At 59.8% G+C, this 24,696-nt stretch carries 25 protein-coding genes and 1 riboswitch; of the genes, 13 read left to right on the forward strand and 12 right to left on the reverse strand.

Annotated elements, in window-relative coordinates; genetic code table 11:
* Positions 1–66 precede the first annotated feature (66 nt).
* The 4 genes from PSN43_RS04885 to PSN43_RS04900 all read right to left on the reverse strand — a co-directional run bounded on the left by PSN43_RS04885 (position 67) and on the right by PSN43_RS04900 (position 4,953).
* On the reverse strand, positions 67–1,143 hold the full coding sequence (locus PSN43_RS04885) for an FmdE family protein (protein WP_272699589.1): 1,077 nt from the start codon (positions 1,141–1,143) through the stop codon (positions 67–69).
* A 231-nt stretch (positions 1,144–1,374) separates the two neighbouring features.
* Positions 1,375–1,590, reverse strand: coding sequence for a hypothetical protein (locus tag PSN43_RS04890; protein WP_272699590.1), 216 nt, complete (start codon positions 1,588–1,590; stop codon positions 1,375–1,377).
* Between the two features lie 18 nt (positions 1,591–1,608).
* Positions 1,609–3,672 (reverse strand): ribonucleoside triphosphate reductase, encoded by a 2,064-nt coding sequence (locus PSN43_RS04895; protein ID WP_272699591.1) that lies wholly within the window; start codon positions 3,670–3,672, stop codon positions 1,609–1,611.
* Between the two features lie 165 nt (positions 3,673–3,837).
* Positions 3,838–4,014: riboswitch (cobalamin riboswitch) on the reverse strand.
* A 63-nt stretch (positions 4,015–4,077) separates the two neighbouring features.
* Positions 4,078–4,953, reverse strand: a complete 876-nt coding sequence (locus tag PSN43_RS04900; RefSeq protein ID WP_272699592.1) for a methylenetetrahydrofolate reductase — start codon at positions 4,951–4,953, stop codon at positions 4,078–4,080.
* A gap of 357 nt (positions 4,954–5,310) precedes the next feature.
* On the opposite strand from PSN43_RS04900, the gene PSN43_RS04905 reads away from it, so the two are divergent.
* Entirely contained in the window at positions 5,311–5,748 is a 438-nt protein-coding gene (locus tag PSN43_RS04905; protein WP_272699593.1) for a Fur family transcriptional regulator, read from the forward strand.
* A 62-nt stretch (positions 5,749–5,810) separates the two neighbouring features.
* Here the strand turns inward: PSN43_RS04905 and PSN43_RS04910 are convergent, their stop codons facing one another.
* Positions 5,811–5,972 (reverse strand): hypothetical protein, encoded by a 162-nt coding sequence (locus PSN43_RS04910; RefSeq protein ID WP_272699594.1) that lies wholly within the window; start codon positions 5,970–5,972, stop codon positions 5,811–5,813.
* Positions 5,969–6,448: a Fur family transcriptional regulator gene (locus tag PSN43_RS04915; protein ID WP_272699595.1), complete on the reverse strand. Its 480-nt coding sequence runs from the start codon at positions 6,446–6,448 to the stop codon at positions 5,969–5,971. The genes PSN43_RS04910 and PSN43_RS04915 overlap by 4 nt, the downstream gene beginning before the upstream one ends.
* A 213-nt stretch (positions 6,449–6,661) precedes the next feature.
* On the opposite strand from PSN43_RS04915, the gene PSN43_RS04920 reads away from it, so the two are divergent.
* The 7 genes from PSN43_RS04920 to PSN43_RS04950 all read left to right on the forward strand — a co-directional run bounded on the left by PSN43_RS04920 (position 6,662) and on the right by PSN43_RS04950 (position 11,896).
* Positions 6,662–6,886 carry a FeoA family protein gene (locus PSN43_RS04920; RefSeq protein ID WP_272699596.1) on the forward strand — a complete coding sequence of 75 codons (225 nt, stop codon included), beginning with the start codon at positions 6,662–6,664 and terminating at the stop codon, positions 6,884–6,886.
* A gap of 39 nt (positions 6,887–6,925) precedes the next feature.
* Complete coding sequence (locus PSN43_RS04925; protein WP_272699597.1) at positions 6,926–7,147, forward strand: FeoA family protein; 222 nt, start codon at positions 6,926–6,928, stop codon at positions 7,145–7,147.
* Positions 7,147–9,651, forward strand: a complete 2,505-nt coding sequence (gene feoB, locus PSN43_RS04930; RefSeq protein ID WP_272699598.1) for a ferrous iron transport protein B — start codon at positions 7,147–7,149, stop codon at positions 9,649–9,651. The genes PSN43_RS04925 and feoB overlap by 1 nt, the downstream gene beginning before the upstream one ends.
* A gap of 13 nt (positions 9,652–9,664) precedes the next feature.
* Complete coding sequence (locus PSN43_RS04935; protein ID WP_272699599.1) at positions 9,665–9,982, forward strand: hypothetical protein; 318 nt, start codon at positions 9,665–9,667, stop codon at positions 9,980–9,982.
* Between the two features lie 92 nt (positions 9,983–10,074).
* Positions 10,075–10,902, forward strand: a complete 828-nt coding sequence (locus PSN43_RS04940; protein WP_272699600.1) for a DUF4198 domain-containing protein — start codon at positions 10,075–10,077, stop codon at positions 10,900–10,902.
* Positions 10,903–11,071: 169 nt separating this feature from the next.
* Positions 11,072–11,251, forward strand: coding sequence for a FeoB-associated Cys-rich membrane protein (locus PSN43_RS04945; RefSeq protein ID WP_272699601.1), 180 nt, complete (start codon positions 11,072–11,074; stop codon positions 11,249–11,251).
* 204 nt (positions 11,252–11,455) lie between these two features.
* Positions 11,456–11,896 carry a flavodoxin gene (locus PSN43_RS04950; RefSeq protein WP_272699602.1) on the forward strand — a complete coding sequence of 147 codons (441 nt, stop codon included), beginning with the start codon at positions 11,456–11,458 and terminating at the stop codon, positions 11,894–11,896.
* A gap of 173 nt (positions 11,897–12,069) precedes the next feature.
* Here the strand turns inward: PSN43_RS04950 and PSN43_RS04955 are convergent, their stop codons facing one another.
* Both PSN43_RS04955 and tpx read right to left on the reverse strand, forming a co-directional pair.
* Entirely contained in the window at positions 12,070–12,915 is an 846-nt protein-coding gene (locus PSN43_RS04955; protein WP_272699603.1) for a DUF169 domain-containing protein, read from the reverse strand.
* A 207-nt stretch (positions 12,916–13,122) separates the two neighbouring features.
* Positions 13,123–13,641: a thiol peroxidase gene (gene tpx / locus PSN43_RS04960; protein WP_272699604.1), complete on the reverse strand. Its 519-nt coding sequence runs from the start codon at positions 13,639–13,641 to the stop codon at positions 13,123–13,125.
* A 749-nt stretch (positions 13,642–14,390) separates the two neighbouring features.
* On the opposite strand from tpx, the gene PSN43_RS04965 reads away from it, so the two are divergent.
* The 5 genes from PSN43_RS04965 to PSN43_RS04985 all read left to right on the forward strand — a co-directional run bounded on the left by PSN43_RS04965 (position 14,391) and on the right by PSN43_RS04985 (position 20,343).
* Positions 14,391–15,827, forward strand: coding sequence for a sigma-54-dependent transcriptional regulator (locus tag PSN43_RS04965; protein ID WP_272699605.1), 1,437 nt, complete (start codon positions 14,391–14,393; stop codon positions 15,825–15,827).
* Between the two features lie 76 nt (positions 15,828–15,903).
* Positions 15,904–16,359: a hypothetical protein gene (locus PSN43_RS04970; RefSeq protein ID WP_272699606.1), complete on the forward strand. Its 456-nt coding sequence runs from the start codon at positions 15,904–15,906 to the stop codon at positions 16,357–16,359.
* A gap of 476 nt (positions 16,360–16,835) precedes the next feature.
* Positions 16,836–17,351, forward strand: coding sequence for a PilZ domain-containing protein (locus PSN43_RS04975; RefSeq protein WP_272699607.1), 516 nt, complete (start codon positions 16,836–16,838; stop codon positions 17,349–17,351).
* Between the two features lie 34 nt (positions 17,352–17,385).
* Positions 17,386–18,267, forward strand: a complete 882-nt coding sequence (locus PSN43_RS04980) for an N-acyl amino acid synthase FeeM domain-containing protein (RefSeq protein WP_272699608.1) — start codon at positions 17,386–17,388, stop codon at positions 18,265–18,267.
* Positions 18,268–18,330: 63 nt separating this feature from the next.
* On the forward strand, positions 18,331–20,343 hold the full coding sequence (locus PSN43_RS04985; RefSeq protein ID WP_272699609.1) for a ThiF family adenylyltransferase: 2,013 nt from the start codon (positions 18,331–18,333) through the stop codon (positions 20,341–20,343).
* Between the two features lie 302 nt (positions 20,344–20,645).
* Here PSN43_RS04985 and PSN43_RS04990 read toward each other — a convergent pair whose 3' ends face one another.
* The 4 genes from PSN43_RS04990 to PSN43_RS05005 are packed head-to-tail and all read right to left on the reverse strand — an operon-like array spanning position 20,646 to position 24,269.
* On the reverse strand, positions 20,646–21,314 hold the full coding sequence (locus tag PSN43_RS04990) for a CAAX prenyl protease-related protein (protein ID WP_272699610.1): 669 nt from the start codon (positions 21,312–21,314) through the stop codon (positions 20,646–20,648).
* A gap of 12 nt (positions 21,315–21,326) precedes the next feature.
* Complete coding sequence (locus PSN43_RS04995) at positions 21,327–22,421, reverse strand: HlyD family secretion protein (RefSeq protein WP_272699611.1); 1,095 nt, start codon at positions 22,419–22,421, stop codon at positions 21,327–21,329.
* A complete protein-coding gene (locus PSN43_RS05000) occupies positions 22,418–23,137 on the reverse strand; it encodes an ABC transporter ATP-binding protein (protein WP_272699612.1) in 720 nt (239 codons plus the stop codon). The genes PSN43_RS04995 and PSN43_RS05000 overlap by 4 nt, the downstream gene beginning before the upstream one ends.
* A gap of 1 nt (position 23,138) precedes the next feature.
* A complete protein-coding gene (locus PSN43_RS05005; RefSeq protein WP_272699613.1) occupies positions 23,139–24,269 on the reverse strand; it encodes an ABC transporter permease in 1,131 nt (376 codons plus the stop codon).
* Positions 24,270–24,696: the final 427 nt, after the last annotated feature.

Below are 24,696 nucleotides of genomic sequence, written 5' to 3' on the forward strand. Positions count from 1 at the left end.
GAGGTGTCGGCCCGATTCGGGGGGCGGCCGCCGAGGTCCGGTGAGGCGGCGCGTAGGTGCGGGAGGTTATCGGGCCAAGGCCGCCGCATATGGGTCGGCGCCAGCCGCAGTGACCTTGGCGGCCAGGGCGGCGGGGCCGTCAAAGCGGCCGAGGTCCTTGATGCAATTCAGTTTGTCGTTCATGTCCATCTGGGCCAGCTTCCAGGACATCTTGACGCGGGAGATGTAGAAGAGCGGGTTGCTCTTGCCGCCGGAAGGGGAGCGGTCCGCGTTCGTCACGCCGGTGAAGGATTCGGATTTGGCCCAGTCGAAACCCAGGAACACCCCCTCGCAGACGTCCTTCTTTTTGTTCACGCGCATGGCGATAAGCACCGGGGCCACGCCGTCAGCGGCCAACTTCGCGGCCTTGTCCGGGACTTGCATGGAATAGGAGCCGTGCTTGCCCATGGTCGCTCCGAAGGCGGATTGCAGGGCGTCCATGGCGCAGATGGGCGGTGCGCCCACGAAGACATAGGCGTCGCCGGGACCGAGCGGCAGATTCCGGTCGAGATACGCCTTGGCGATGAATCCGGCGTTCAGGCCGGGGCAGAAGTGGTCGTGCAGCTCCGCGCCCTTGAGCATGGGCCACGGGGCGTCCGCCGACCAGGCCAAGGAGATGGAAGCGACCGAGAACAGCCTGCTGCCGATCAGTCCCTTGCCCGTCCCGGCCCATCCTTCAGGCCGGAACAGGGAGTCCGGGGCCAGATTGAGCTGCTGGCTGAGAAATCCGTCTTTGCCCAGCTTGATGAACACGGCGGACATGGTGTCCTTGCGGAAAACGGAGAACCAGAGAGGTTCGGCGCAAGAGGTGTTCACCTGGAGCAGGGTCCGGGTGCCTGGCGTCCTGCCGGTCGCCTGCGCGATCACGTCCAGGAACGGCTCGGTCGAGGCTCCGTCCGCCTGTCCATAGCCCGCATTGGTCAGGACCATGAACCCCGGCGCGTCCGGTTGGACCGCAAGGGTCTCCATGGCGTTTTTCAGGGCAGTGTCGGCCGCTTCCATGCGCGGAGTCCATTCAAGGCCGAGCTGGGCGGCCAGGGTCGGGGAGGATGTCAGCAGAAGCAGGATGAACGACGTCGCGAAGATCGAATTGATTTTTTTCATACCTCTAACAACCATATTTTTAAAAAGTTAGTATGCGAGAGATGTATAACTTTTAAAAAAACGTAGCAAGAAGAAATTGTGAACAGATGCGACGTTGTGCATTTGAGAGGCGAATGGAGGGGCACCGTGGCTGGGTGAAAAAGAGGCCCGGAAGGATATCCTTCCGGGCCTTGTTTGCGTGCGGTGAGAAGCCGGGGTGACGGCAGGGGAGGGGCCGGGCGGCCCCATGCGCTAGCCGGACGCGATGTCGCTGATGGTCTTGAGCGCCTTGCCACGGTCCTGGGCCAGCTTCTTCCACTTCTTTTTTTCCTTCCGGAGGGCCTCAATGGTGTGCAGGAGGTCCTGCACGGTCTGGGCGGGGTACCCGTGCTGGGCGCGGTTTCCCCGTCGCAGTTGCTCGTCGTTGTGCTGCCTGATGGAGGCGAGCTGGTTGGCGTCGAGTATCATTGATGACCCGTGGCCCCCTTAGGCGGGCTGGCAGAAGGTTTTCTGGGAGTATTCGATGCGGTCCTTGTACTCTTCCTGTTTGCCCTTGTTCCAGCGGCCCACGGGACGGTAGTAGCCGACCACGCGTGTGTAGACCTCGGTTTCCTTGTCGCAGGTCGGGCAGTGGAAGTGCTCGCCGTAGAGGTAGCCGTGGTCCTCGCAGACGGAGAAGGTCGGCGTGACCGAGATATACGGGATCTTGGTCTTGCTCATGGCCTTGAGCAGGAAGTTCTTCACGCTCTCCTCGTTCGGGGCAGCCTCGCCCAGGAAGGTGTGGAAGACCGTGCCGCCGTTGTACAGGGTCTGCAACCCGTTCTGGTGCTCCAGGGCGAAGAAGACGTCGGAGCTGATGCCCACGGGCAGCAGGGTGGAGTTGGTGTAGTACGGGGTCTCGTCGCCGGAGGTATAGATATCGGAGTAGAGCTCGCGGTCGATCTTGGCCAGCCGGTAGCAGGTACCCTCGCCGGGGGTGGCCTCAAGGTTGTACAGATTGCCGGTCTCTTCCTGGAATTCGACAACCAGCCGGCGCAGGAGCTGGAGCGTCCGCTGCATGAGCTGGGACCCGGACCGGGTTTCCAGGCCCTTGCCGAGCAGGTTCATGCACGCCTCGTGTCCGCCGATGAGACCGATGGTCGAGAAGTGGCCCTTGAATCCGTTCTTGAGGTAGCGCCGGGAGAACGGGAACATGCCCGCGTCCAGATTCTTCTGGACCACCTTGCGCTTGAACTCCAGGGATTCCGAGGCCAGTCGGGCGTACTCGGTGACCAGGTCCATGAAGTCCTCTTCGTTGTGGGCCAGGTAGGCCAGCTTGGGCAGGTTCAGGGTGACCACGCCCACGGAGCCGGTCAGGTCGCCCGCGCCGAACAGGCCGCCGGTCTTCTTGCGGATTTCGCGCAGGTCCATTTGCAGTCGGCAGCACATGGAGCGCACGTCCTCGGGATTGAGGTCCGAATTGATGAAGTTCTGGAAGTAGGGCGCGCCGTATTTGGCGGTCATCTTGAGCAGCAGCTTGCCTTCCTCGGAATCCCAGGGGAAGTCCTTGGTCACGTTGTACGTGGGGATGGGGAAGGAGAAGATGCGGCCGTCCGCGTCGCCTTCGAGCATGACCTCCAGGAACGCCCGGTTTATCATGGCCATTTCCTCGGCGTATTCGCCGTAGGTGGAGTCCTGCAGCTTGCCGCCGATGATGACCGCTTCCTTGGCGATGTGCGAGGGCGGCACGAAGTCGAAGGTGAAGTTGGTGAACGGCGACTGTCCGCCCCAGCGCGAAGTGGCGTTGAGGTTGTGGAGCAGCTTCTGGATCTGCTGCTTGACGTCATGATAGTCCAGGCCGTCGTTGCGGATGAACGGGGCGAGATAGGTGTCGACGTTGTTGAACGCCTGCGCTCCGGCCCATTCGTTCTGGAGCGTGCCGAGGAAGTTGACCATTTGGCCGCAGGCCGCGTCGAAGTGCTTGGCCGGAGTGGACGAGCAGCGGTCGCGCAGGTTGAATCCTTCGAGCAGGAGGTCGCGCAGGGACCAGCCGGAGCAGTATCCGGCCAGGCCGAAGGAGAGGTCGTGGATATGGAAATAGCCGTGGGTGTGCGCCAGGCGCACTTCCTCCGGATACTTTTCAAGCATGTAGCGGGCCTGGACGGAGCCAGCCATGTGCAGGATGAGCCCCTGGAAGGAGTGGGTCATGTTCGAGTTCTCGTTGACCCGCCAGTCGAGGTTCTCCAGATAGCTGTCGGTCACTCCGGCGATGTCCAGGAACGCCTCGTTCTGGGAGCGCAGTTCGCGCCGTTTTTCGCGGTAGATGATGTACCGCTCGGCCACCTTGTACAGGCGCGCCTCCATGAGGACTTCCTGGACCATGTCCTGAACCTGTTCCTGTTCGGGAATGTCCACGTCCTTGAGTTTCTTTTCGACCTTTCCGGCGAGCCGGTCGGCGAGCAGCGGGTCCTTGATGCCGCTCCCCTGAAGGGCCTTGAATATGGCGGCCCCGATCCGTTTGGTGGACCAGGTCTCGATGCATCCGTCTCGTTTGAGGATTTTGCTGGGCATGTATGTCTCTTGCAGGCGACGCGGAAAAACGCGCGGCACGGCTGCGCTGCGGTGAAACCGCCTGCATCTGCCGCCGATGAATGGTGTCGCGGCGGAACCGCGCACCCGGCGACGGTTGTCGGGTGAAAACTTTCTTGTCCACATACGGTTTCCGCGAACCGTATCCGGCAGGAAACGCTTCAGGCAGGTCTTCTGGCTCTCCCCGCCCGGGCCGCCTTCCCGCCTCTCGGCAGTGGCTTGTTGGACCGGGCCTTCTTAGGGGATCACAGCGGCGGGACCGCTCCGGCTTCACACCGGATTCCCTGTTATGGCGCGAGGGCCACCTGAAGGACATCTTGAAGGAAAGAAACTAGCCGAAGCCCCGACGAAGCGCAAGGCCGTATTCGCCGGGGCTGCGGTCCCGCGTCAGCCATCGAGCTCCGGAAGATCCGTCAGGATGTCCAGGCATACGTCGGCATTATTCAATGAATACAAATGAATGCCTGGGGCACCAAGCTCCAGCAGCTCCTTGATCTGCCGCCGGGCGATTTCGATTCCCTTGCGGCGCACGGCCTTGTCTCCGCCGCTCTCGTTGGCTTCCTGCAATTCGAGATAGAGCTTGAGCGGAATGTTCGCCCCGCACAGGGCGAGGATACGGTTGAGGGACTGCATGTTCAACACCGGCAGCACGCCGGGAACGATCGGGTTGCGGATGCCCCTGGATTCCAGCCTGCGGACCAGGTCGCGGTACCGGCGCACGTCGAAAAACAACTGGGTCACGGCGAAGTCCGATCCCGCGTTGAACTTGTGGCAGGTCCAGCGCAGGTCGTCGTCGATGGACGGGGACTCCGGATGGGCGTCGGGGTAGCACGCCGTGGCCACGCCGATTTCCGGCCATCCCTCCTTGACGAATTCGACCAGGTTCGAGGCGTGGCGGAACTCTTTCCAAACATCGGTTCCGCCGCCGCCCGGCATGTCGCCGCGCAGGGCCAGGATGTTGTTGATGCCCGCGTCACGCAGCCGATCGAGGTATTCGGCTATGCCTTTTTTCTTCGCCCCGACGCAGGTCAGGTGCGCCATGGTCTCAAGGCCGAAACGGCGGTGCACGTCCGCGGCGATTTCAAGCGTGTTGTCCTGGAACGTGCCCCCGGCTCCATAGGTGACCGAGACGAACAGGGGATCGAGTCCGGCCAGCCGGTCCACCTGGCCGAAGAAACGCGGCCATTGCTCCCGTTCCTTGGGAGGGAAGAATTCGAGGGAGAGAAAGCGGTCCGTGTTCCGTATGCGGTCGATGATCTTCATTGCGTATCCTTGTCCATGGTGGGGGAGGTGCGTCTCCGGCCCGGTTGAGGGTTGATGTGCTCCGCATGTCTCCGGCGGCTTGGGCGGGACGGGTTTCCGTCTCCTTGTCCGGCTTCTTGTCTGTCTGAATATCAATATATCAAGATTCATTGATATACAAAGACGACCGCCTTGGCAAGCCTCTGTTTGCATTTCGATTCCGGTATGGTGGAGCGGGGGAATCGGCATAATACGAGGGAAGGGCTGGGGCGCGGAGATGGGGATCGGGCTGCACCGTCGCCGGTCGATCGCATTTTTTTTGCCTAGGGCCGGATTTTAGGCTTGCATTGAAAATGAAAATGAGTTTCGTTATTGCTTATGTCGATATCCGCTGAACAGGTTTTTCAAAACTATCTTGGAGAGGCGGGGTTGAGCATGACCCCGCAGCGCATGGCCATTGTCCAGACCTTCCTGGAAACGGGAGGGCATATTCCCGCGGACCGCCTGTGCGAGCTTGTCCGGGCGAAGTCGCCGGAAATCGGGCAGGCCACCGTGTACCGCACTCTGAAATTGCTCATCGAGTCCGGGCTCGCCGACACCATCGAGAGCCCGGACGGCGGCGTTCTGTACGAACGCGCCTACGGACGCTCGCATCACGACCACCTCATCTGTCTCAAATGCAAGCGGAAGGTGGAGATTTTCGATCCGGTCATCGAGGAACGGCAGGAAGAGGTGGCCAGGGCGCACGGCTTCACCTTGAGCCGTCACAGGATGTATCTCTACGGCCTGTGCCCGGACTGCGCATCCGGCGAGTAGCCCCGCCCGTCCCGGAAGAAAGGGCCCCGAAAGCTAAAGCCTTCGGGGCCCTTTCTTCCGGCCTATCTTTCCCTGTCGCGTTTTCTGTCCTTTTCCGTGTCCACCGGGACCGTCCCGGAGTTTTCCCCGCCGTCCCCCTCGTAGTTGGGGAACATGGACCGCAGTCCGCGTTGCAGGAAATTCTTTGCTCCGTACTTGCTGTTGATTCCTCGTCTGTAGGTCATTTCTTCAACCTCCGGTTTTCGTTGTTTGTTTCCGGACCCGCCGCTTGCCCCATGCTTTCGGCACAGTCCGGGCACAGTCCGTAGAGGGTGTTCTGGTAGCGGAAGAGGGTGAACCCCTGCTGGCGGGCCGTCTCCTGTTGCAGGCATTCTAGATAGGGATTCCGGACCGGAACGGTCTTGCCGCACCGTTCGCAGATCATCCTGCATGACTGGTCTCCCATGGGTTCGTAGCAGGTAACGCCGTCGCTGCGGTGGATGCACCGCGCAATGCCCGCGTTGTGGAGGTGCTTGACCGTCCGGTACACGGTGGACCGGCTGATGGTCTTGTCCAGTCCCTGCACCCCCTTGAGCAGCCCTTCGGGGTTCAACTGTCCTATGTCGCTCATGAAATACCGGAAAATCAACAACCTTTGCCTGGTCAGCTTGAGGTTGTTGAGTGTCAGGTATTTTTTGAACGAGTTGAGCGCTTCCTGCATTTTTCCTGTTCGCTGTCCGCTGAAACGGACATGTTTTGTTGTGCAATTGACTTTCAGTCTCAATTGACTGGCCTAAAGCCGCATTTGGCGGCGGCTTATTGAGACGATGTTTCAACATGTTGTTTTTGTTGACCATGATCGTCTCAAGGCATATCACTGATACCGAAATTCATTATCAATTGCAACCTCTGGTTGCACAAAAGAGGTGGAAAGATGGCAGCAGGCAGAACGCTCAAGTCTTTGGCGGAAGGGGAAATCGCCTTGATCGTCGCCGTTGACGCCGGAGTCAGGGCGAGAACCAGGCTGGAGTCGCTGGGGATCATCCCCGGTGTGGAGGTCGACGTGCTCAGCAACGGGTTCGGCCCCATGCTCGTGAGCGTGGGCCAGAGCCGCGTCATGGTGGAGCGGGGCATTGCCGAGAAGGTGGTCGTCGCCTGAGGGCGCGCCGCCGCAACCACCGTATCATGGAGGGCAATCATGACATTGGATGAACTCACGCCCGGGACGGCCTGCACCATGGCCGACCTGACGGCGGACGGCTCGCTCGGACAGCGGTTGATGGATCTGGGGTTCTATCCCGGCGCGCGGATCGAAATAGTCCGCAACGCGCCGCTGGTGGACCCCGTGGAGCTGAGGCTCGACGGCTACCATGTCTCCATACGGCACAGCGAGGCCAAGCATATCGAGGTAAAGCTGTAATGGGATCGCGGAATTTGCTGGTCGCCCTGTCGGGGCAGCCCAATTGCGGTAAATCGACGGTCTTCAACCTGCTCACCGGGGCGCGGCAGCATGTCGCCAATTACCCCGGCGTGACCGTGGAGAAGAAGACCGGCGTCTATACTGCCGGAGGCGGCCGTGTGGAGCTGGTGGACCTTCCGGGCACCTACAGCCTGACGTCGTATTCCCTTGAGGAGCGCGTGGCCCGCGATTTCCTGCTCGGGGACAATCCGGACGTGGTCATAGACGTGGCCGACGCCTCGAATCTCAAACGAAACCTGTATCTCCTCGTTCAGTTGCTGGAGATGGAGGCTCCCGTCATCCTCAATCTCAATATGATGGATGTGGCCGAACGGCGCGGACAGACGATCTACGTCGACAGGTTGCAGGAGATTCTCGGTGTCCCGGTGGTCCCCACCAAAGCCAAGAAGGGGGAAGGGCGGGAGGCCTTGCGGGAAGCGGTCGAGTCCCTGGCCGCCGCACCGTCGCGCGAGAATGGTTTTCGCATCGACTACGGGCCCATGGAGCCGTATATCGTCGAGCTGGAAGAAATGTTGCGCGCCGATTCGGTGCTCAGCATTCGCTACCCGGTCCGTTGGTTCGCCATCAAGCTGCTGGAGAACGACGAAGGGGCGGCGGAGATGCTCGCCCACACGCATCCCGACGCCGAACGGGTCATGGCGCTGGTCGGCGCTTGCCGGGACCGGTTCCGCGAGGAGAGCGCCAACGCCGCAGAGCGGCATGTCGCCTTCACCCGGCATGGCCTGTGCGCCCGCATAGCCGGTGAAACCGTGTCCATCCCGGCCGACGGCAGGCGGTCCATGTCCGACCTCGCGGACAGGTATGTCTGCAACCGTTTTCTCGGACCGCTCATTCTGGTGGCCATTCTCATGGTCCTCTATCAGGTGGCCATTGTCTTCGGGAACTGGCTGGCCCTTCAGGTCTGGCCCCTGTGGGGCGCGGTGGAGAACTTCGCGGCGGACGTCCTGCCCGCGGCCGGGTTCATCGACGATCCGCTCCTGCGCGCGCTGGGCCTGTGGGTGGTCAAATCCACCACGGCCATCCTCAATTATCTGCCCATCTTCCTGCTGCTGTTCGCCCTCATCGCCGTCCTGGAGGACAGCGGGTACATGCCGCGCATGGCCTTCATCCTCGACCGGCTCTTCCGCCGCTTCGGGCTGCACGGCCAATCCACGCTGCCCATGATTCTCGGCGGCGTGTACGTGGGCGGCTGCGCCATCCCCGGCGTCATGGCCACCAAGGCCATCCCGGACGAGAGGGCGCGCCTGGCCACGATCATGATCGTGCCCATGATGAACTGCCTGGCCAAGGTGCCGCTGTATCTCATTCTCATAGGCGCGTACTTCGCGGATACCGGCGGCTTGGCCATGTTCTTCATCGCCACGGTGACGTTGTTCATGGCCCTGCCCGTGGCCAAGCTGCTGACCATGACCGTGCTCAAGAAGCAGCCGAGCGCGCCGTTCATCATGGAGATGCCCCCGTATCATCTGCCCACCGTCACCGGCGTGCTGCGTCGGGCCTTCGAGCGCGTCTGGCTCTTCCTCAAGAAGATCGTCACCGTGGTCGCGGCCGTGGCCGTGGTGGTCTTCGCGCTCATCAACTATCCCGGCCTGACCGAAAGCCGCCGCGCATACTATCAGTCGCAGGAAGACGAGGCCGTGAGCGCCTTCATGGCCGAGGTGGGCAAGACCGGATACCAGGGGCGGATCGCAGCGGGCGACGTGCTGCCCATCATCCTCTTCGACGAATCCCTCAAACGCGCCAAGCAGGGCATAACGGATCAAGCGGAATCCGATGTCGTCAACGGGCGGTTCGAGGCCGAAAATCCCGTCTACTACGCCGTGGTCAAACGCGTGGGCAAGGACGGCAAAGCCCTGAACAAGGCGCTCAAGAAGGTCGACCGGGTGCGCAAGACGGTGCGCCGCGAGGCCCGCGCCGAACGGTTCGAGACCAGCTTCCTCGGCATCATGGGGAGGGCGCTTGAACCCGTCACCCAGTGGGCCGGGTTCAACTGGCGCATCAACATCGCGCTGCTCTCGGCCTTTGCGGCCAAGGAGAACTCCGCGGCCACCCTCGGCTCCATCTACGGCATCGACGGCGGCCAGACAGTGCAGGAATCCATGAAAGCGGGCGAGGCCGGGTTCACGGCCCTCCACGCCCTGGCGCTGATGCTCTTCATGGCCCTGTATCCGCCCTGCGTGCCTACTTCGATCATGGTTCGCCACCAGTCGAATTCCACCAAATGGATGCTCTTCTCCATCGCCTATCAGACCTTGCTCGGCCTGTTCGTGGCCAGCCTGGTCTTTACCGGCGGCAAGGCCTTGGGGTTGAGCGGGTTCCAGACCATGTGGGCCTTCTACGGCCTGTGCGTGGCCGCGACCCTGGTCATGGCCCTGATTCCCACTCCCGAGGAAAAGGAAGTGGCCCCTCTCATCAACGCATCGTGCAAGGAAAATTGCTCTTAAGGAGGAGTATATAATGAAAAAACTGATGATCGCATTGACCCTGGCCGCCATGGTGGCCTTTTCCGGACAGGCCTTCGCCCACAGCCCGCTCATGAGCTGCTTCGACAACGGTGACGGGACCGTCACCTGCGAGGGTGGATTCTCCGACGGCTCGTCCGCTGCCGGCGTGAACATCCACGTTACCGACGGCGACGGCAAAAGCGTCCTGGAGACCAAGATGAATGAAGACAGCGAGTGCACCTTCAAGAAGCCGGAGAGCGCGTACTCGGTCATGTTCGACGCCGGTGAGGGCCATAAGGTCCAGATCAACGGCGCCGACATCGTGGAATAGGAAATGCTGCGCAGGCGGGCATCGTGTTCGTCTGCGCTTTTTAAAGCCGATTAATGAGAATAAGAGTCAATTTCAACTTTGAGGAGCATTTGATGAAAAAACGTTTCATTCCCCTGCTGGCCGCCCTGAGCGTGCTGATGATCACCGGCACCGCCCTGGCTCATTTCATGGTTGTGTATACCCCTGAAATAGCACTCGACGCGGGGCAGGACGTGGATATGCGCATCGTCTTCACCCATCCGGCCGAGGCCGGTCACACCATGGACATGGGCGGCGTGGAGGAATTCTACGTTCTCAAGCAACGCGGCGACGCTGCCCCCAAGAAGGTGGACCTGATGCCGTACGTCAAGGAAATCACCTGGAAGAACCCCGAGTCCTCCAACAAGGCCTTTTCCGCGCTCGTTCCCAAAAAGGAAATGCGCTCCATGGGTGATTACGTTTTCGTCATGAAGCCGGGATATTATTTCGAGGAGGAAGAGGGCGTCTACATGCAGCAGATCGCCAAGCTGGTCATGAACGTGGGCGGCATCCCCGGCAATTGGGCCGAGCCTGTCGGTCTGCCCTGCGAGATCGTCCCCCTCATCAAACCTTACGCCGTGTGGACCGGAAACGTTTTCAAGGCTCAGGTCCTGTCCAACGGCAAGCCCGTCGCGGGCGCAGAGGTTGAAGTCGAGTACATGAGCCACATGCCCGACCTGAAGGCCAACGCCATGCCCGCCGGGGCCTCAGTGAAGTACCCCCACGACAGCTTCGTCACCCAGACCATATTCACCGACGCAGGCGGCTACATTACCTTCGGCATTCCCAAGGCCGGATGGTGGGGTTTCGCAGCCCTGGGCGTGGGACCGGACACCGAGCACAACGGCAAGGAACTCAGCCAGGACGCCGTGATTTGGGTCAAGGCCGAGGATATGAAGTAAGGACGCTCATTACTGCCTGGATGAGTCGTTCCGTGGGCGCGGTGGTGTTGTCCGCCGCCGCGCCCCAATTTCCCGAAGCCGTCGGCGCGCAGGGTTGCGTTGGCTCCTCCGGGGAGCGGCGGTCCGCCGAAACCCCGTCGCCGCGCAGCAAAATCAACCGGAGGAAATCATGGATACCGTCATTGCCGTCATCATCATAGCCGCCGCAGGGCTTTTCGTCCTCGTGAAGGTGCGCAATCAGCTCAGGGCCAAGGGCGGTTGCGGCTGCGGCTGCTCCGGCGATTGCGCCGCCAGGCGGGACGCCGGTTCCTGCTGCGGGGATGATGACCCGGGTCCTCGCGATCAATAGGAAAAAACAGGATGAACGCGTTCAACCCCCAATCTTTCATTCAGCCGAGGTTCCCCTCGGCGTCGGGTGGTCCTCCGTTTGCCGGAGGACTCGAAACGGTGCGCATGATTCATTCCCGTTCAGCGAACTGTACGCGGGCCCGTTTCAGGGCCGTACGGCGGCATGTCCGCCCCGCAGCAACTTCAACACAGTAAGGAAATCATCATGAGCAAGGTTTTGATCGTTTACGGCTCCACCACCGGCAATACCGAGAGCGTCTCCGACGCCATCGGCAAATTTCTCGAAAAGAACGGCCTGAACGTGGAGATTCGGAACGCCGCCGATGTGGTGGTGGAGAATATGGCCGACGGGTTCGACGCCGTTTTTCTCGGTTCATCGACCTGGGGGGACGACGAGATCGAGTTGCAGGACGATTTCGTGCAGGTCTACGACAATCTCGACAAGGCCGGGCTGGGAGGCCGGAAAGTCGCGGTGTTCGGCTGCGGCGATTCCTCCTACGAGCACTTCTGCGGCGCGGTTGACGCCCTTGAGGAAAGGGTCGAGGCGCTTGGCGCCGACATTGTCGGCGACCCCCTGAAAATTGATGGCGATCCCGATTTGAACGAAGCCACGGCCTGGGCCGAAACCATCCTGGGCAAACTGTAGGCTCAGGCCTGGTCCCGGCGGCCCCGGCTTTCGCCTTCCGAGCCGGGGCCGTCCTCCTCATCCGCTGCGGCGCTGCCGCAATGGGCGCTTCAGCCGCCCGGTTTCGGCGCAAAAAGAACAAGGGGCCCGGACTGATTGTCCGGGCCCCTTCATGTTGTTGGCGTCGGGCGAGACTATTCGGTTTCGCCCCAGGTCTTTGCGCTCCGTTCAACCTTTTTGCGGACCTGTCTCCAGGCGCCGTCCACGGAGAACATGGACTCGGGCAGGGCGGCCAGCATTTTCTCGTACAGCTCCAGGGAAACCGTGAAGGTCATCTCGTCGGTCTTCATGAATTTTCTGGCCGACGGGTCCAGGCCGCCCATGACGGCTTTTTCCAGGCCCTGCTCCTTGTAGTAGAGCGGCCAGCCTACCATGTTGGTGCAGCCCGCTCCGAAGGGGGAGACCACGCATTCCATGTCGCCTGTGGTGAAGACCGTGTGAGTGAACAGCCCGGTCAAAACCTCGGGCCGGGCGAAGAAGATGACGAATTCCGGTTGATCGTCATCGGTGAACTGCGACAGCGGCTTGAACACGCAATATTTGGCCGGGGCCTCGCGGGGATTCACCTTGAGCATGAATGCCCGCATGGCGTCGGGATTGGGCATGTACCGCTCGCCGTGCACTGGTGAGCCGTCGTATCCGGTGGACACGTAATGTTCGATGAACCTGAGATGCGGCTTCATCATCGAACAGTAGTACGCTCCGCCCATGCAACCGTATTCCTCCGGGGAGATGAACGCCGCCCCGTGCTTTTTCCGGGCCAGCCATATGTTGCCCATGACGCAGGAAAAAGTGCTCATGAGCGCCTGGAAATCCACTTCGCCTTTGTCCTCCAGCTCGCGTGAAATGGGGGTTCCCTTTTTGGGGCCGTATGCGTTTTCCGGTTTGGTGTCGGTGTAATGGATGCCGAACGGCTCTTCGTTCAGGCCGAGATGCTCCAGAAAAGCGGCGGTGCCGTCCAGTACGGATTGCAGGGACATGATCGTTTTCTCCTTTGCTGGTTGCCGAAAGTTGCCCCGCGCATGGTGACGCGGCAGCTATCGGTTTCTTCATGCCATTTCCGGCGCGCGGAATAAACATATTGTCGATAAAAAAGCCTTTCCGGAAATATCCCTCGCGTCGAATATGCAAAACGGCCCGGAGGCGAACCCCCGGGCCGTTGTTGGATGCGGTCGTGCCGGGCGTGGTTATCCGATCAGTTCGCGGACCGCCTTGAGGGCGGCTTCGTAATCGGGTTCCTCGGTGACTTCGCTCACATATTGGGCGTAGGCGATCTTGCCGTCCTTGCCTACGACGAAGACGGCGCGGGCCAGGAGGCGGAGTTCCTTGATGAGCGTGCCCCAATTCTCGCCGAAGGATGCCTGGGCGTGATCGGACAGGGTCTGCACGGCCTCGATCCCGGCCGCGCCGCACCAGCGGGCCTGGGCAAAGGGCAGGTCCATGCTGATGGTCAGTATCTTCACGTCGTCGCCCAGCGCCGAGGCTTCGTTGTTGAAGCGGCGGGTCTCCACGTCGCAGACGGGGGTGTCCAGGGAGGGCACCGAGGCGATGACGAGCACCTTGCCGGAGAAGTCGGCCAGGGTGGCGGGGGTCATGTCGTTGGCGGCCACGGTAAAGTCGGGAGCGGTGTCGCCGACTTTGATTTCAGGGCCCACCAGGGTCAGCGGGTTTCCTTCAATGGTTATGATTCCGGTTCTTTCTACCATGATATGGCTCCTTTCACGGATGTGGGTTGGTCGTTTCGATTTAACTAAGTATTCACGAACGACTGTAAAGGCGCAACCGATAATTGCTATCATCTCCCGGACGGCTGGTGGTGAAACGCCGGGTGATCCGAGTTGGCCGTGACGAGCCTTTCGCAAAACGCCTTCAATGCGGGGGATACCCCGGGGACAGCCCCGAGCGGTTTGAATGGCGGGAGTGTAAGAGAGACCGACAACATGTCGGGAAAAATGACATTTCCTGTGGCGAAATGGTGTGAAAACCGCAGTCCGGCATGGACGGCCGGGGATGGCTCCCGGTGCGGGGAGCTCTATATGAAAATAATAATGAGTCGCGTATTTGGCGTGGGCCACATCGCTGGCTTCCGGCTTCGGATACCGTTCGCGCCCGTGCTTTCGGATCGTGTATTTCGGCGCGGCCCATTTCGATGTGGGCTGGATGGATTGCGATTTGCAGGATTAATGGTTTGTCCAATTGTTTTCGTGTGCCGGGACCGCAGGTTATCGATGCCGTTTTTTTCTTACGGAAAGTCTTGAAAAAATGTCCGAGGGGGGTATCTTTAATGTGAGTGCTTGTTTCTTATTGACCCCGGGGCGCGACTTGTCCTGGGAAAATGGAGCTGGGAAATTTTCTGTGGACAGCAAAAAAGTTGCTTTGTATAGAATGCATTACTTTTGTTCAGGCTTTCGGTCAGTCGTTTGATTCTTAGGCAGGCCAAGCAGGGAGTGCCAGAGTGGAGCCGTCCGTAGGGAAAATACTGCTGATCGACGATGATCCGTTTCAGTGCGCCGCCATCGAGTCCATCATCAAGAAGATGGGCTACGATTGCCACTGCGTGTATTCCGGGATAGAAGGCTTCACCCTGCTCAAGACCAGCCATTTCGACATCATCTTCCTCGATCTCAATCTGCATGAAGGAAGCGGGCTCATGCACATCCCGCGTCTGACCGAACTGAACCCCGAAGTGGACATAGTCATGCTCACCGGGGAGTCGGATTCCGACTGTATTTCCGAGGCGTTTGCCGCCGGGGTCAAGGACTACCTGGTCAAGCCCATCAAGGAGGAGCGTTTCCGCTCCGTCATTCAGAACCTGCTTCGGCTCAAGGCCCGCCAGAAGAATGAGTCCAGTCCCCTTATCCGCGAGGAGATCATCGGCGACAGCAAGGCCCTCAATCAGTGCCTCGAACGGCTCGCCATCTCCGCCAAAGCCAGCGGCAACGTGCTCATCACCGGTGAGACCGGGACCGGAAAGGAGCTTTTCGCCCGCGCGCTGCATAACAACAGCGACCGCAAGGACAATCGGTATATCGTGGTGGATTGCACCAATCTGCCCTCGACCCTGGCGGAAAGCCTGCTGTTCGGCCATGCCAAGGGCTCCTTTACCGGTGCCGATCAGGACCGTAAGGGGCTGTTCCACCTGGCCCATGGCGGTACGCTTTTTCTGGACGAAATCGGCGATCTCGACCTGGGCATCCAGAAATCCCTGCTTCGGGTCCTGCAGGAAAAGACGTTCCGTCCGCTCAGTTCTAGCAAGGAAATCTACAGCGACTTTCGACTGGTGGCGGCAACCAACCGGAATCTCGAAGAAATGGTGGCGCGGGGCGAGTTCCGTCGCGACCTTTATTACCGGCTCCAGACGAATATTATCGAACTGCCGCCCCTGCGCGAGCGCAACGGCGATGTCGAACTGCTGACCCGCCACTATCTTCCCATTCTCTGCAAGGAGAACGATATGGAGGAGAAGGAAGTGGACCCGCAGTTCATTGAGACCCTGCGGCTCTACGATTGGCCCGGCAACGTTCGCGAGCTGGTCAACGTCCTTCACGTTTCGTTGCAGAAGGCCCGTTTTTCCAACTACCTGAACATCTACCATCTTCCCCAGCAATTGCGTATGCGCCGCGTTTTCCAGGATATGGGGGAAAATGAGGAATCGCAGCAGGAATGCTCCGCCCCGCCGATGCCGTATTTTCTCCCTTCGACCCTGGAAGAATTTCCGGCCATGAAGGCGGCCAGGCAGGAAGCCGTGGACGCCATGGAGCAGGCGTATCTTCAGCGGCTTGTCCAGTTGAGCGACTCTTCCGTCGCCATGGCGTGCAAGCTTTCCGGCCTTTCCAGAGCCCGGCTTTACGAACTGCTGAGCAAGCACAATCTGTCCCTCAAGAAAAGTTGACGGGATGCCGCCAGCCCATCTCTTTTTATCACCGCCCACCACGCTTTTGTGGCGTGAATTTTGCTTCTAAATTTGTATGTACAGTTACAGGACCAGCAAACGCATGCATGTGGCCGTCAAGGACGGAGCCGCCCTCAAGGAGATTATCGATCGGCTTGAGAACCTTCTCGGGCGCGACGAGTCGGCGGGTGCTGCGGATTTCCAGGAAAAACGAAGTTTTCCTCGGAAATCGTTCGTGGCTCCCGGGCTTGTCCAGGTGGTGAAGGCCAGTGGTGAGATCATGGCCTTCCCGGTCGAGATCAGGAATATCTCCCTGAAGGGAATGCTTCTGGAATTTGCGGACAAGGGACACGTTTTTGCCGGTATGCTCAAACAGATCGAAGGATTGAGCGTGACCTTCATGATCGAGGCGTCCGTGGTGACATTGGAGTGTCTCCCCCGGCGCATCGTTCTGGACGACCCGGTTGAGGTCGGCGTCGAGGTCTCCGGCGACGGCGAAGGTTCCCCGGACATTCAGCGTTTCCTCATGTAAAGGGCCTTCGTCCCTTCATTTCGTCGCCCGCCGGCCCGCTCGGCGTCATGAACACCCGCGTCTCTTTTCCAGCGCGTTTTTCACGCGAACCGTCCTCGTAGTCACGAAGGCTGCGGCACGCTTCCAGCCGTATCCCTTTTGCCGCACTTTGTCGGATTTCGGGACACATCCGTTTCATCTTCGCAAAAGTTTGGCGCGCGCGTACGCCGCGAAAGACGCCGGAACAATTTTTCTCCATTTGCTGGGGGCGGCGGAGGCGTTTCCGTAGTTCATTAGTATGATGCAACTAATTTTGGACGGATCAGTCGGGATTATTTCCCGGGTTCTGTTTTGTCCGAACTGAATGGAAAGGAAGGCCTTCGAGCCTTTTTTCACGGTATGTTTATTGCAAAAAAATCTAAAATTGTTGCGATATTGGAAGGGGGCTCCGGGGTGGGACCGCCCCGCACACTGCAAGTTAGGTCAAGGTAGCGAAAATGATGTCTGATTTGGTTAAAGTGTGTTTCGACATGAATCGGGAGAGTTTTCAGGCACTCAAGCGCATGGCTAGAGAGGAAGGCGTTGATTGTTCCCAGTATGTCTTAAGTATTGTCGAGGGAAGCCTGAAGGATTTCGTGAGTCGAGACTGGACACTGAGCGGTAAGGATCGGCGGAAGCATCCCCGGGTGGATGTGTCAATTCCGGCGATATCTTGCGTAAAGTTTTCCGACAGGGAGATGCGCAGCTATCCTGTGGTTGTGGATGACATCTCCCGGGGCGGTCTTCGGATTTCCTTCAGGGACGTTTCTCCGGAAATGGGCGAAAAGCTGGCTGATTCCTTGTACTTCGAAGTTTTTTTCACTGTCCCTCAATTGTCCCAGACGGTGTCGTTCTACTGTAAACGGCTGCGCCACAAGGTGGATCGGGACATGACGATGGTCGGGGTGTTCGAGGGGCACAACTCCGAGGCGGCTTCGATGGTGGACGCAATGTTACAAAGCTATATTGCGTAGACAACATTTCTTTGTCTGTGCTATATGGAAAACAATGCCAGAAAAAGAAAAAGGCGAGAACAATTTGCTAAACGGAGTCGAGCGCCGCAGAACCTTACGCATCCGAAGGTCTTCCCTGATCGACAGCAAGCTGGAAGGACTGGAAAAACCCAGTATCAAGATCGCTGAGACCAAGGAAGAGCTGGAGCAGGCTTTCAAGACGGTCTACTCCGTTTATCGGGGAACTAATTATATCGCCGAGGATCATCCCTCGGAGATGTCTTACAGCGTGTTCAGCCTTCTGCCCACTACGTGCGCCTTCATCTTCAAGGAATACCTGACCGTTATCTCGACCATGTCTTTTTATATCGACAGTGAGGCGTTCGGCCTGCCCATGGACAGTCTGTACAAGCAGGAGATCGACGCCCTGCGCGCCCAAGGCCGCAAGGTCGCCGAGATAGGTGCCCTGGCGACTCCCCGCCGTCGGCGCTGGTCCAACCTTGTTGTCTACCTGTCCAAGGCCTTGTTCAACTACGCGCATTTGACGGGCGTGGACGACATGTGCATCATGGTCAATCCCAAGCACGTACGCTTTTACAAGGACATCTTTTTGTTTCAGGATTTCGGCGAAGAGCGCTGGTACAAGGGGGTAAACGCCCCGGCCGTGGCATTGCGCATCTCTTTCCGCGATTACAATGACGCCATGTTCGAGGCCTACGGCCAGTCGGATTTCGATACAAACCTCTATGGGTTCTTCACGCGGGTGAACAATTCGATTCTCGCGCCGCATATCCTTCAGCCGGTGGAACGAAACAAGCCCCTGAGTCCGGAAAATCTGCGTTACTTCCTGTCGCTTCGTCCGGAAATACTGGACGGCTTGACGGCCGAGCAGCTCGACCAGTTCAAGCTCTTGTACCATGAGGCATTTTACGCATAGGGCCTGATGCCTGCCGATTCTCTCCCCTGCCCGAAAAAGGATATCGTTTTGGATACCTCCGAATTGCGACATAAGCTCGACTTGTTTCATATTGCCTCGCACAACGCCTATCAAGAGGCCGCCTTTTGTCGGAATCTCGGCCTGCTCGACGCCAACGACCAGAACCGGCTGCAACGCTCCGTGGTTGCCGTGGCCGGGCTGGGGGGCGTGGGCGGCGGACATCTGATTACCCTGGCCCGCAGCGGCGTGGGCGGTTTCAAGCTGGCCGATTTCGACCGCTTCGACACGGTCAACGTCAACCGCCAGTATGGGGCCACGGTCCCCGCGTTCGGACGGGAAAAGCTCCGCGTCATGAAGGAGAACGTCCTTGGGGTCAATCCGCATCTGTCTCTGGAGGTCTTCGAGGAAGGCGTGACCGAGGCCAATGTGGACGCCTTCCTGGACGGGGCGGACCTGGTTCTGGACGGCCTGGACTTTTTCGTTTTCGAAGTGCGGCGAATGGTGTTCAAGAAGGCCCTGGAAAAAGGCATTCCGGTAATTACCGCAGGCCCCATGGGGTTCAGTTCGGCCCTGCTGGTCTTCACACCGGACGGCATGGGCTTTGACGAGTACTTCGACATCCGGGAGGAGGACACGTACATTGAGCGGATTCTCAAGTTCGCCATGGGCCTGTCTCCCCGGGCCACCCATTTCCGCTACGTCGACATGGATTTCGTGGATCTTCTGGACAAGCGCGGGCCGTCCCTGGGCTGCGCCTGCCAGCTCTGCGCTTCGCTGGCCGTTACCGAGGCGTTGCGGCTGCTGCTGGACCGCAAGGGCGTGAAGCCCGTTCCGCATTACCTTCAGTTCGATCCCTACGTTCGCAAGCTTGTCCGGGGACGGTTGCGGATGGGCAACCGCAATCCTGTGCAGCGGCTGAAGCTGTGGATATCCAAGAATTATCTGTTGGATCGGAACAAGATCATCGGGCCGGTCAAGCCTCCCCAGCCGGACCTCGTTGCCGACGGCGCGGCCGCTGTGCGCGAGTATGTCATCCGGGCCGGGATGCAGGCTCCCTCCGGCGATAACTGCCAGCCGTGGCGGTTCTCGGCGGAAGACGGCCGGATATCCCTTCTGCTCGACAAGGGGGTGGACGAGAGCTTCTTCAACGTTCGGCAGGCCGCTTCCATCGTGGCCTGCGGCGCGGCAATGGAGAACATGACCCTGGCGGCGCAGGCCTGCGGTCTGGAGCCGGAGGTGGAATTTGCCCCGGAGGACGGCCTCGGCGTGACGCCTCTGGCCGCGCTTACCCTGAATGAAGGGCGGGAGGTCCGCGAACCCGTGTTGCACGACGCCATCTGGCAGCGTTGCACCAATCGCAAATTTTATCGCAAGAAGCCGGTTTCGGACGGTGTGTGGGATCATGTACGGGAGGCCGTGGAGCGTTTTTCCGGCGTCCGGCTGCAATGGATTTCCGGGGCCGACAGCCTGAAAACCTTCGCTGGGTCGGTGTACCTTGCCGACCGGATTCGAACCGAGCATCGCGGGCTTCATGAACACCTGAACGCCATGATCCGATTCAGCCGCAAGGACGCCGAGGAAACCCGGGACGGGTTGCCGATCGACAACCTGGAGGCCGGGCGGATGGGCAACCTCTTTCTCAAGGCGACCAAACCGTGGCCGGTCATGAATACGCTCAACGCGCTTGGCGCCGCGCGTGGCGTGGCCGCGCATTCGGCCAAGGGCATTCGCTGTTCGGGAGGCGTAGGTCTGGTCAGCGCGCAGTCGCCGGACGTCGAGTCGCTTTTCATGGCGGGCAGGGCGTTGGAAAGGGCCTGGCTGACCTTCACCCATTACGGCATACGGTTCCAGCCCGCTGCGGCTCCCGCGTTGTTCCGCTTGCGTTGGCTGTTGGAAGGCGAGGAGTCTTTCTCTCCCGCTCACCGGAAGCTGTTGGGGCGTTCTTGGGCTGCGGCCGAGGAGTGTTTTCCCGGCTTCCTGGCGGGTTATCCGGTGCTTTTCTTCCGAGTGGGGTTCGGACCGCGCATCAAGTACGGGACCTACCGCAAGCCTCTGTCGTCCTTCAAGGCGGATTGAGGCGACCCTTAGCGGCTAAAAGACGGGACCTATAGAGTTTCCCAGAGCACCGCAGAGCGAAAAAGTTTACGCCGAAGGCGTTTATAGGGATGCAAGGGTGCGAACCCTTGCCCGCCGGAGGCGAAATCACCCGACAATCGCCGCGAAGCGACTTTCAACTCCTGACTCTTCCCCTTCCTGACGTTAATGAAATAGTCCCCCAAAAAAAACAGCTTGTTGGAACAGGGCCACGAAAACCGTGGCCCTGTTTTTTGTCGTTAGAGCTGCATTTGATGGCGATGCGTGCCGGGAAGGGGTGGCTGCTACCAGAAAAGCCATTGCCCCGTGGCGATGACGTAGATGCCGAGCAGGAAGTTGGTCACGCCGTGCGACAGGGTGCATTGCATGATGCTGCCGGTGCGCATGTAGAGGAAATTGTAGGCCGCGCCCGCCAGGATTCCGGCCAGCCACAGGTGGTGCTCCAGACCGAACAGTATGGATGTGGACACGAAGGTGAAAACGGTGAAGGTGCCGTGCCGGACGGCCGTGAAGTCCTTGTTCACCAGGTAGCGGGTCAGGAAGGAACGCCAGAAGAGTTCCTCCATGATCGGAACGATCACGGCGGCTCCGAAGAGTCGGGCGGCGATCATGGGCAGGCGCATGTCCCCGAAGATGTTGGGATCGAACCCCTGCGGCGCGCCGGTGGTGGCGAAAGGCTGGTCGAGGTTGATCCACAGGATGAATATGACGGCTCCCAACCCGACGCTCAGGGCGGTATGCCCGGCGCGCTTCAGGTCTGCGAGACGCATTTCGTTGTACCATTTGCGGAGCAGGAGCAGGGACAGTCCGACCAAGGCTATCTTGAGCGGGTACAGGGATGCCCCGGTGTCGGCGGAAATCTCGAACAGGCCGGAACGCATTCCGATTTCAGGAACGGCGATGAAGGCCATGTACAGACAGAAGGGCAGTATGCGGGCGAGAAGCGGCGTCATGGCGAATCCTGATTATTCGTTGACGATGGAGGAGAATTCGGACCCGGCGGCCTTGTCCGTCAGGATGAAGACGTCGCCGGTCAGTCCCGTGACCATGCCCTCTCTGGGTTCCAGCTCGATGATGACTTCGAGTACGATCTTATCCACCTTTTCGCCGGGCGTCCGGGGCGGGATGTCGGTCAACTGCATGGTGCCCGCCTTGCGCAGCACCCGGCCCTTGATCCGTTCGTCTCCGAACGCCTCGCTGGTGAAGAACGCCTCCTGCCCGGCGCGGACGTAGGTGACGAACTTTTTGTCCAGTTCGGCCCGGACGTTGAAGCGGCTGACGTCGGCCACGGTCATGACCGGCGTGTCCAGGAATACCGATACGTGTTCTCCGGGGAGCCGGTGCCGTTTCAGGACGATGCCGTCTATGGGCGAGCGGAGCACAGACTGGTCGAGCTGGGCCTCGGCTTCAAGAGCGCCCTGGACGGCGGCCTGGTATTCGGCCCAGGCCATGAGGATGTCTTCCTTGCGCGACTGGTTTCGGGTGACGAGCATACGCTGGACGGCTTCCTCGTATTGCTTTTCCGCCACCAGGAAGTCCTTGCTTGCCCGGTCGACCTCTTCCTTGGCGATGAGTTTCTTGGAAAGCAGCTCTTTGCGCCGGTTCATCTCGTTCCGGGCGTTGACCATGACCGATTTGGTCCGCTGGACCACGGACTGGGCCTCGCTTTTCTCTTCCTTGCGCGCGCCGGCAACCAGCTTGTCGTAGTATGCCTTCTTGGCCTGGGCGGACGCCTTGGCCGTGGCCAGCCTGGCGACATACTGGTCGTCGCGCAGAAAGGCGAGGGGCTGCCCCTTGGAGATGTGTTCGTCCTCCTCGACAGGCACGGATTCGATCACGCCGCCGATTTCGAACGACAGCTCGCGCTCTTCGCTGGCCGGTTCGACGCGTCCGTAGGCCGCGACCCATGGGGCGCTGTCATCAAGCGGCGGGGCGGCGGCCATGTTCGAGGTCGCGCCGCCTATGTCCGGCAGGTAGTCCGAGAGCCATTGCGGCGACTTTTGGACCACGAAGACCGAGGCGGCGATGGTGATAGCCAGAAGCAGCAATACTATTCTCATGATTTCCTCTCGGGAGCCTTTGCCCCGTCATGGGGCTGTGGGTACAGTCGGCCGTCCTCGATGGTCACGATGCGGTCGGCGAAGTCGATAGTCCTCGGGTCGTGCGTTACCACGACCACCGCACGGTCGCCCCGTTTTGCCAGGGAATGCATCAAGTCCATGACCTGCTGGCCGTTGACGGAGTCCAACGCGGCCGTGGGCTCGTCCGCAAGGATGACCTTGGGCGATCCGGCCAGGGCGCGGGCGATGGCCAGCCGCTGTTTCTGCCCGCCGCTCATTGTGGCGGGCTTGACGGCGGCTTTGTCGTCCAGCCCCACGTCGGCCAGGGTCTTCATGGCCGTTTCCCTCGCCTGGCTGCGGGAATAGCCCCGCAGGTCCAGGGCGACCATGACGTTTTCCAGGACGTTGAGGGTGGGGAATAAATTGTATTCCTGAAAAATGTACCCGATGTTGTCGAGCCGAATCTTGCCCAGGGCCTGTTGCGAGAGACCGGACACGTCCCGGCCTGCGACGCTCAGGGAGCCGGAAGTGGCTTTGAGAATGCAGCCCATGATGGACAGCAGCGTGGTCTTGCCGCTGCCGGAAGGCCCCATGAGCATGAGCACCTCTCCCTGGACCACGTCCAGGGTCGCGTTGCGCAGGGCGTATTCCCGATTGCCTTCGGGACCGTACGCCTTGGATATGTCGCGCAGTTCTATGGCCGTTTTCGCCGTCATTTTATCTCCCCTTGAAGACCAGGATCGGGTCGAGGGTCATGACCTTGCGGATGGAGATCAGCGCGGAGCCGATGCACATGAACAGCGTGAGGAAGAACATGCCTCCGCCGAGCAGGGGAGGGATGACGATGGCCGTGGCGGAAAAGTCGCTGAATCGGGAGACCATGATCGAAATGGCGATGCCGAAGCCGTAGCCCAGCACGGCGCTCAGGGACGCCTGGGCGAGCAGGATGCTATATATATATGAATTGGGCGCGCCCATGGCCTTGAGAGTGGCGAATTCGGAAATGTGGTCCAGGGTGGTGGCGTAGAGGGTCTGGGCGACGATGACCGTACCGACCACCATGCCGAGGAAGGCGGCGATGAGGATGCCCGCGCCGGCGCCCGTGTTGAACATCCAGTATTGCTGGGTTTTCCAACTGAATTCAGGGGTGGTGTAGGCGTCCACGCCCTGCACGTTTTTGCGGATGGCGTCGCGCAAGGCCTCCGGGGAGACCCCTTTGTCTGCTTTTACCAGAATGTAAGTGAATTCACCCGGTTTCAGGTTCGAAACCCGCCAAGCCGTGTCCAGGGACGCGAAGACGAAAGGCGAGGTGGTGAAGGATCGGATGCCCCGGGTGAACCCGACCACACGCGCCCGCTTGTCGTTGATCTCCACGACTTCCCCCTGTCTCGGAACGCCGAGCTTCTCCACATAGAGCTGGTCCGGGATGATGCCGTCCCGCAGGTCCAGAAGATCGGTGGAGCCCGCCACCATTCCCCAGGGCCCCCCCATGCCCTTGGCCGGTTCGAAGCCGACGATCTGGATGGACTCCTGGCCGCCGTCAGGCCGTTTCCAGTTCGCGAACTGGGTGATGAACTTCGAGGCCGAGGCCACGCCGGGAACGGACAGGGTGTCGTAGTACTTGCTCTCCTTGAGAGGCAGGGCGATGTCGAAATTCTTTACCCCGGGGGACGTGACCCAGACATCGGCCCCGGAGTGGTCGATGACCGAGGAGATGGTGATGGTGAACCCGAGGAACAGCCCCACCTGGATGGTTATGAGGACCACGGAAAAGACGATGCCGGTCAGGGTGACGACCAGGCGCAGCTTGTCGTGGAAAAGGTTTTGGCAGGCGATGGTGGCGATCATGGCAATTCTTTCGTTCTCCGATAACTACTTCAGTTAGCAAATTTCGGGCCGTGGTGCCAACCGGAAAGATATTCCGAGCCTGCTTCACGCCCGGCAATGAATCGATTCAGTGAAAAATGAACATGGCTGATATTCAGGCGGGTCGTTTGAGGGAAGCAGGGCGGCCAAAAGGGTCTTAAGCCGGAGCGATTATCCGGGAAAATCGGACATTTCCCGTTTTGCAAAGGATAACATATCGAAATTAAATATTTTTATGATCTATTATGTTTGGTCCACAAAAGTGTATAGACACAATCTATCGATAATATAAAAAGCTATAGAAAAATCTTCCATAATGGCAGAACGGTTAGTTTGATCGAGTAAATCGTGAGCGTGAGCTGTGGAAAACTTTTTAGGCTTTTTCTAGAGATAAACGCCAGTTGCACCC

It is taken from the genome of Desulfovibrio sp. Fe33, assembly GCF_028532725.1.
Classification (GTDB): Bacteria; Desulfobacterota; Desulfovibrionia; order Desulfovibrionales; family Desulfovibrionaceae; genus Pseudodesulfovibrio.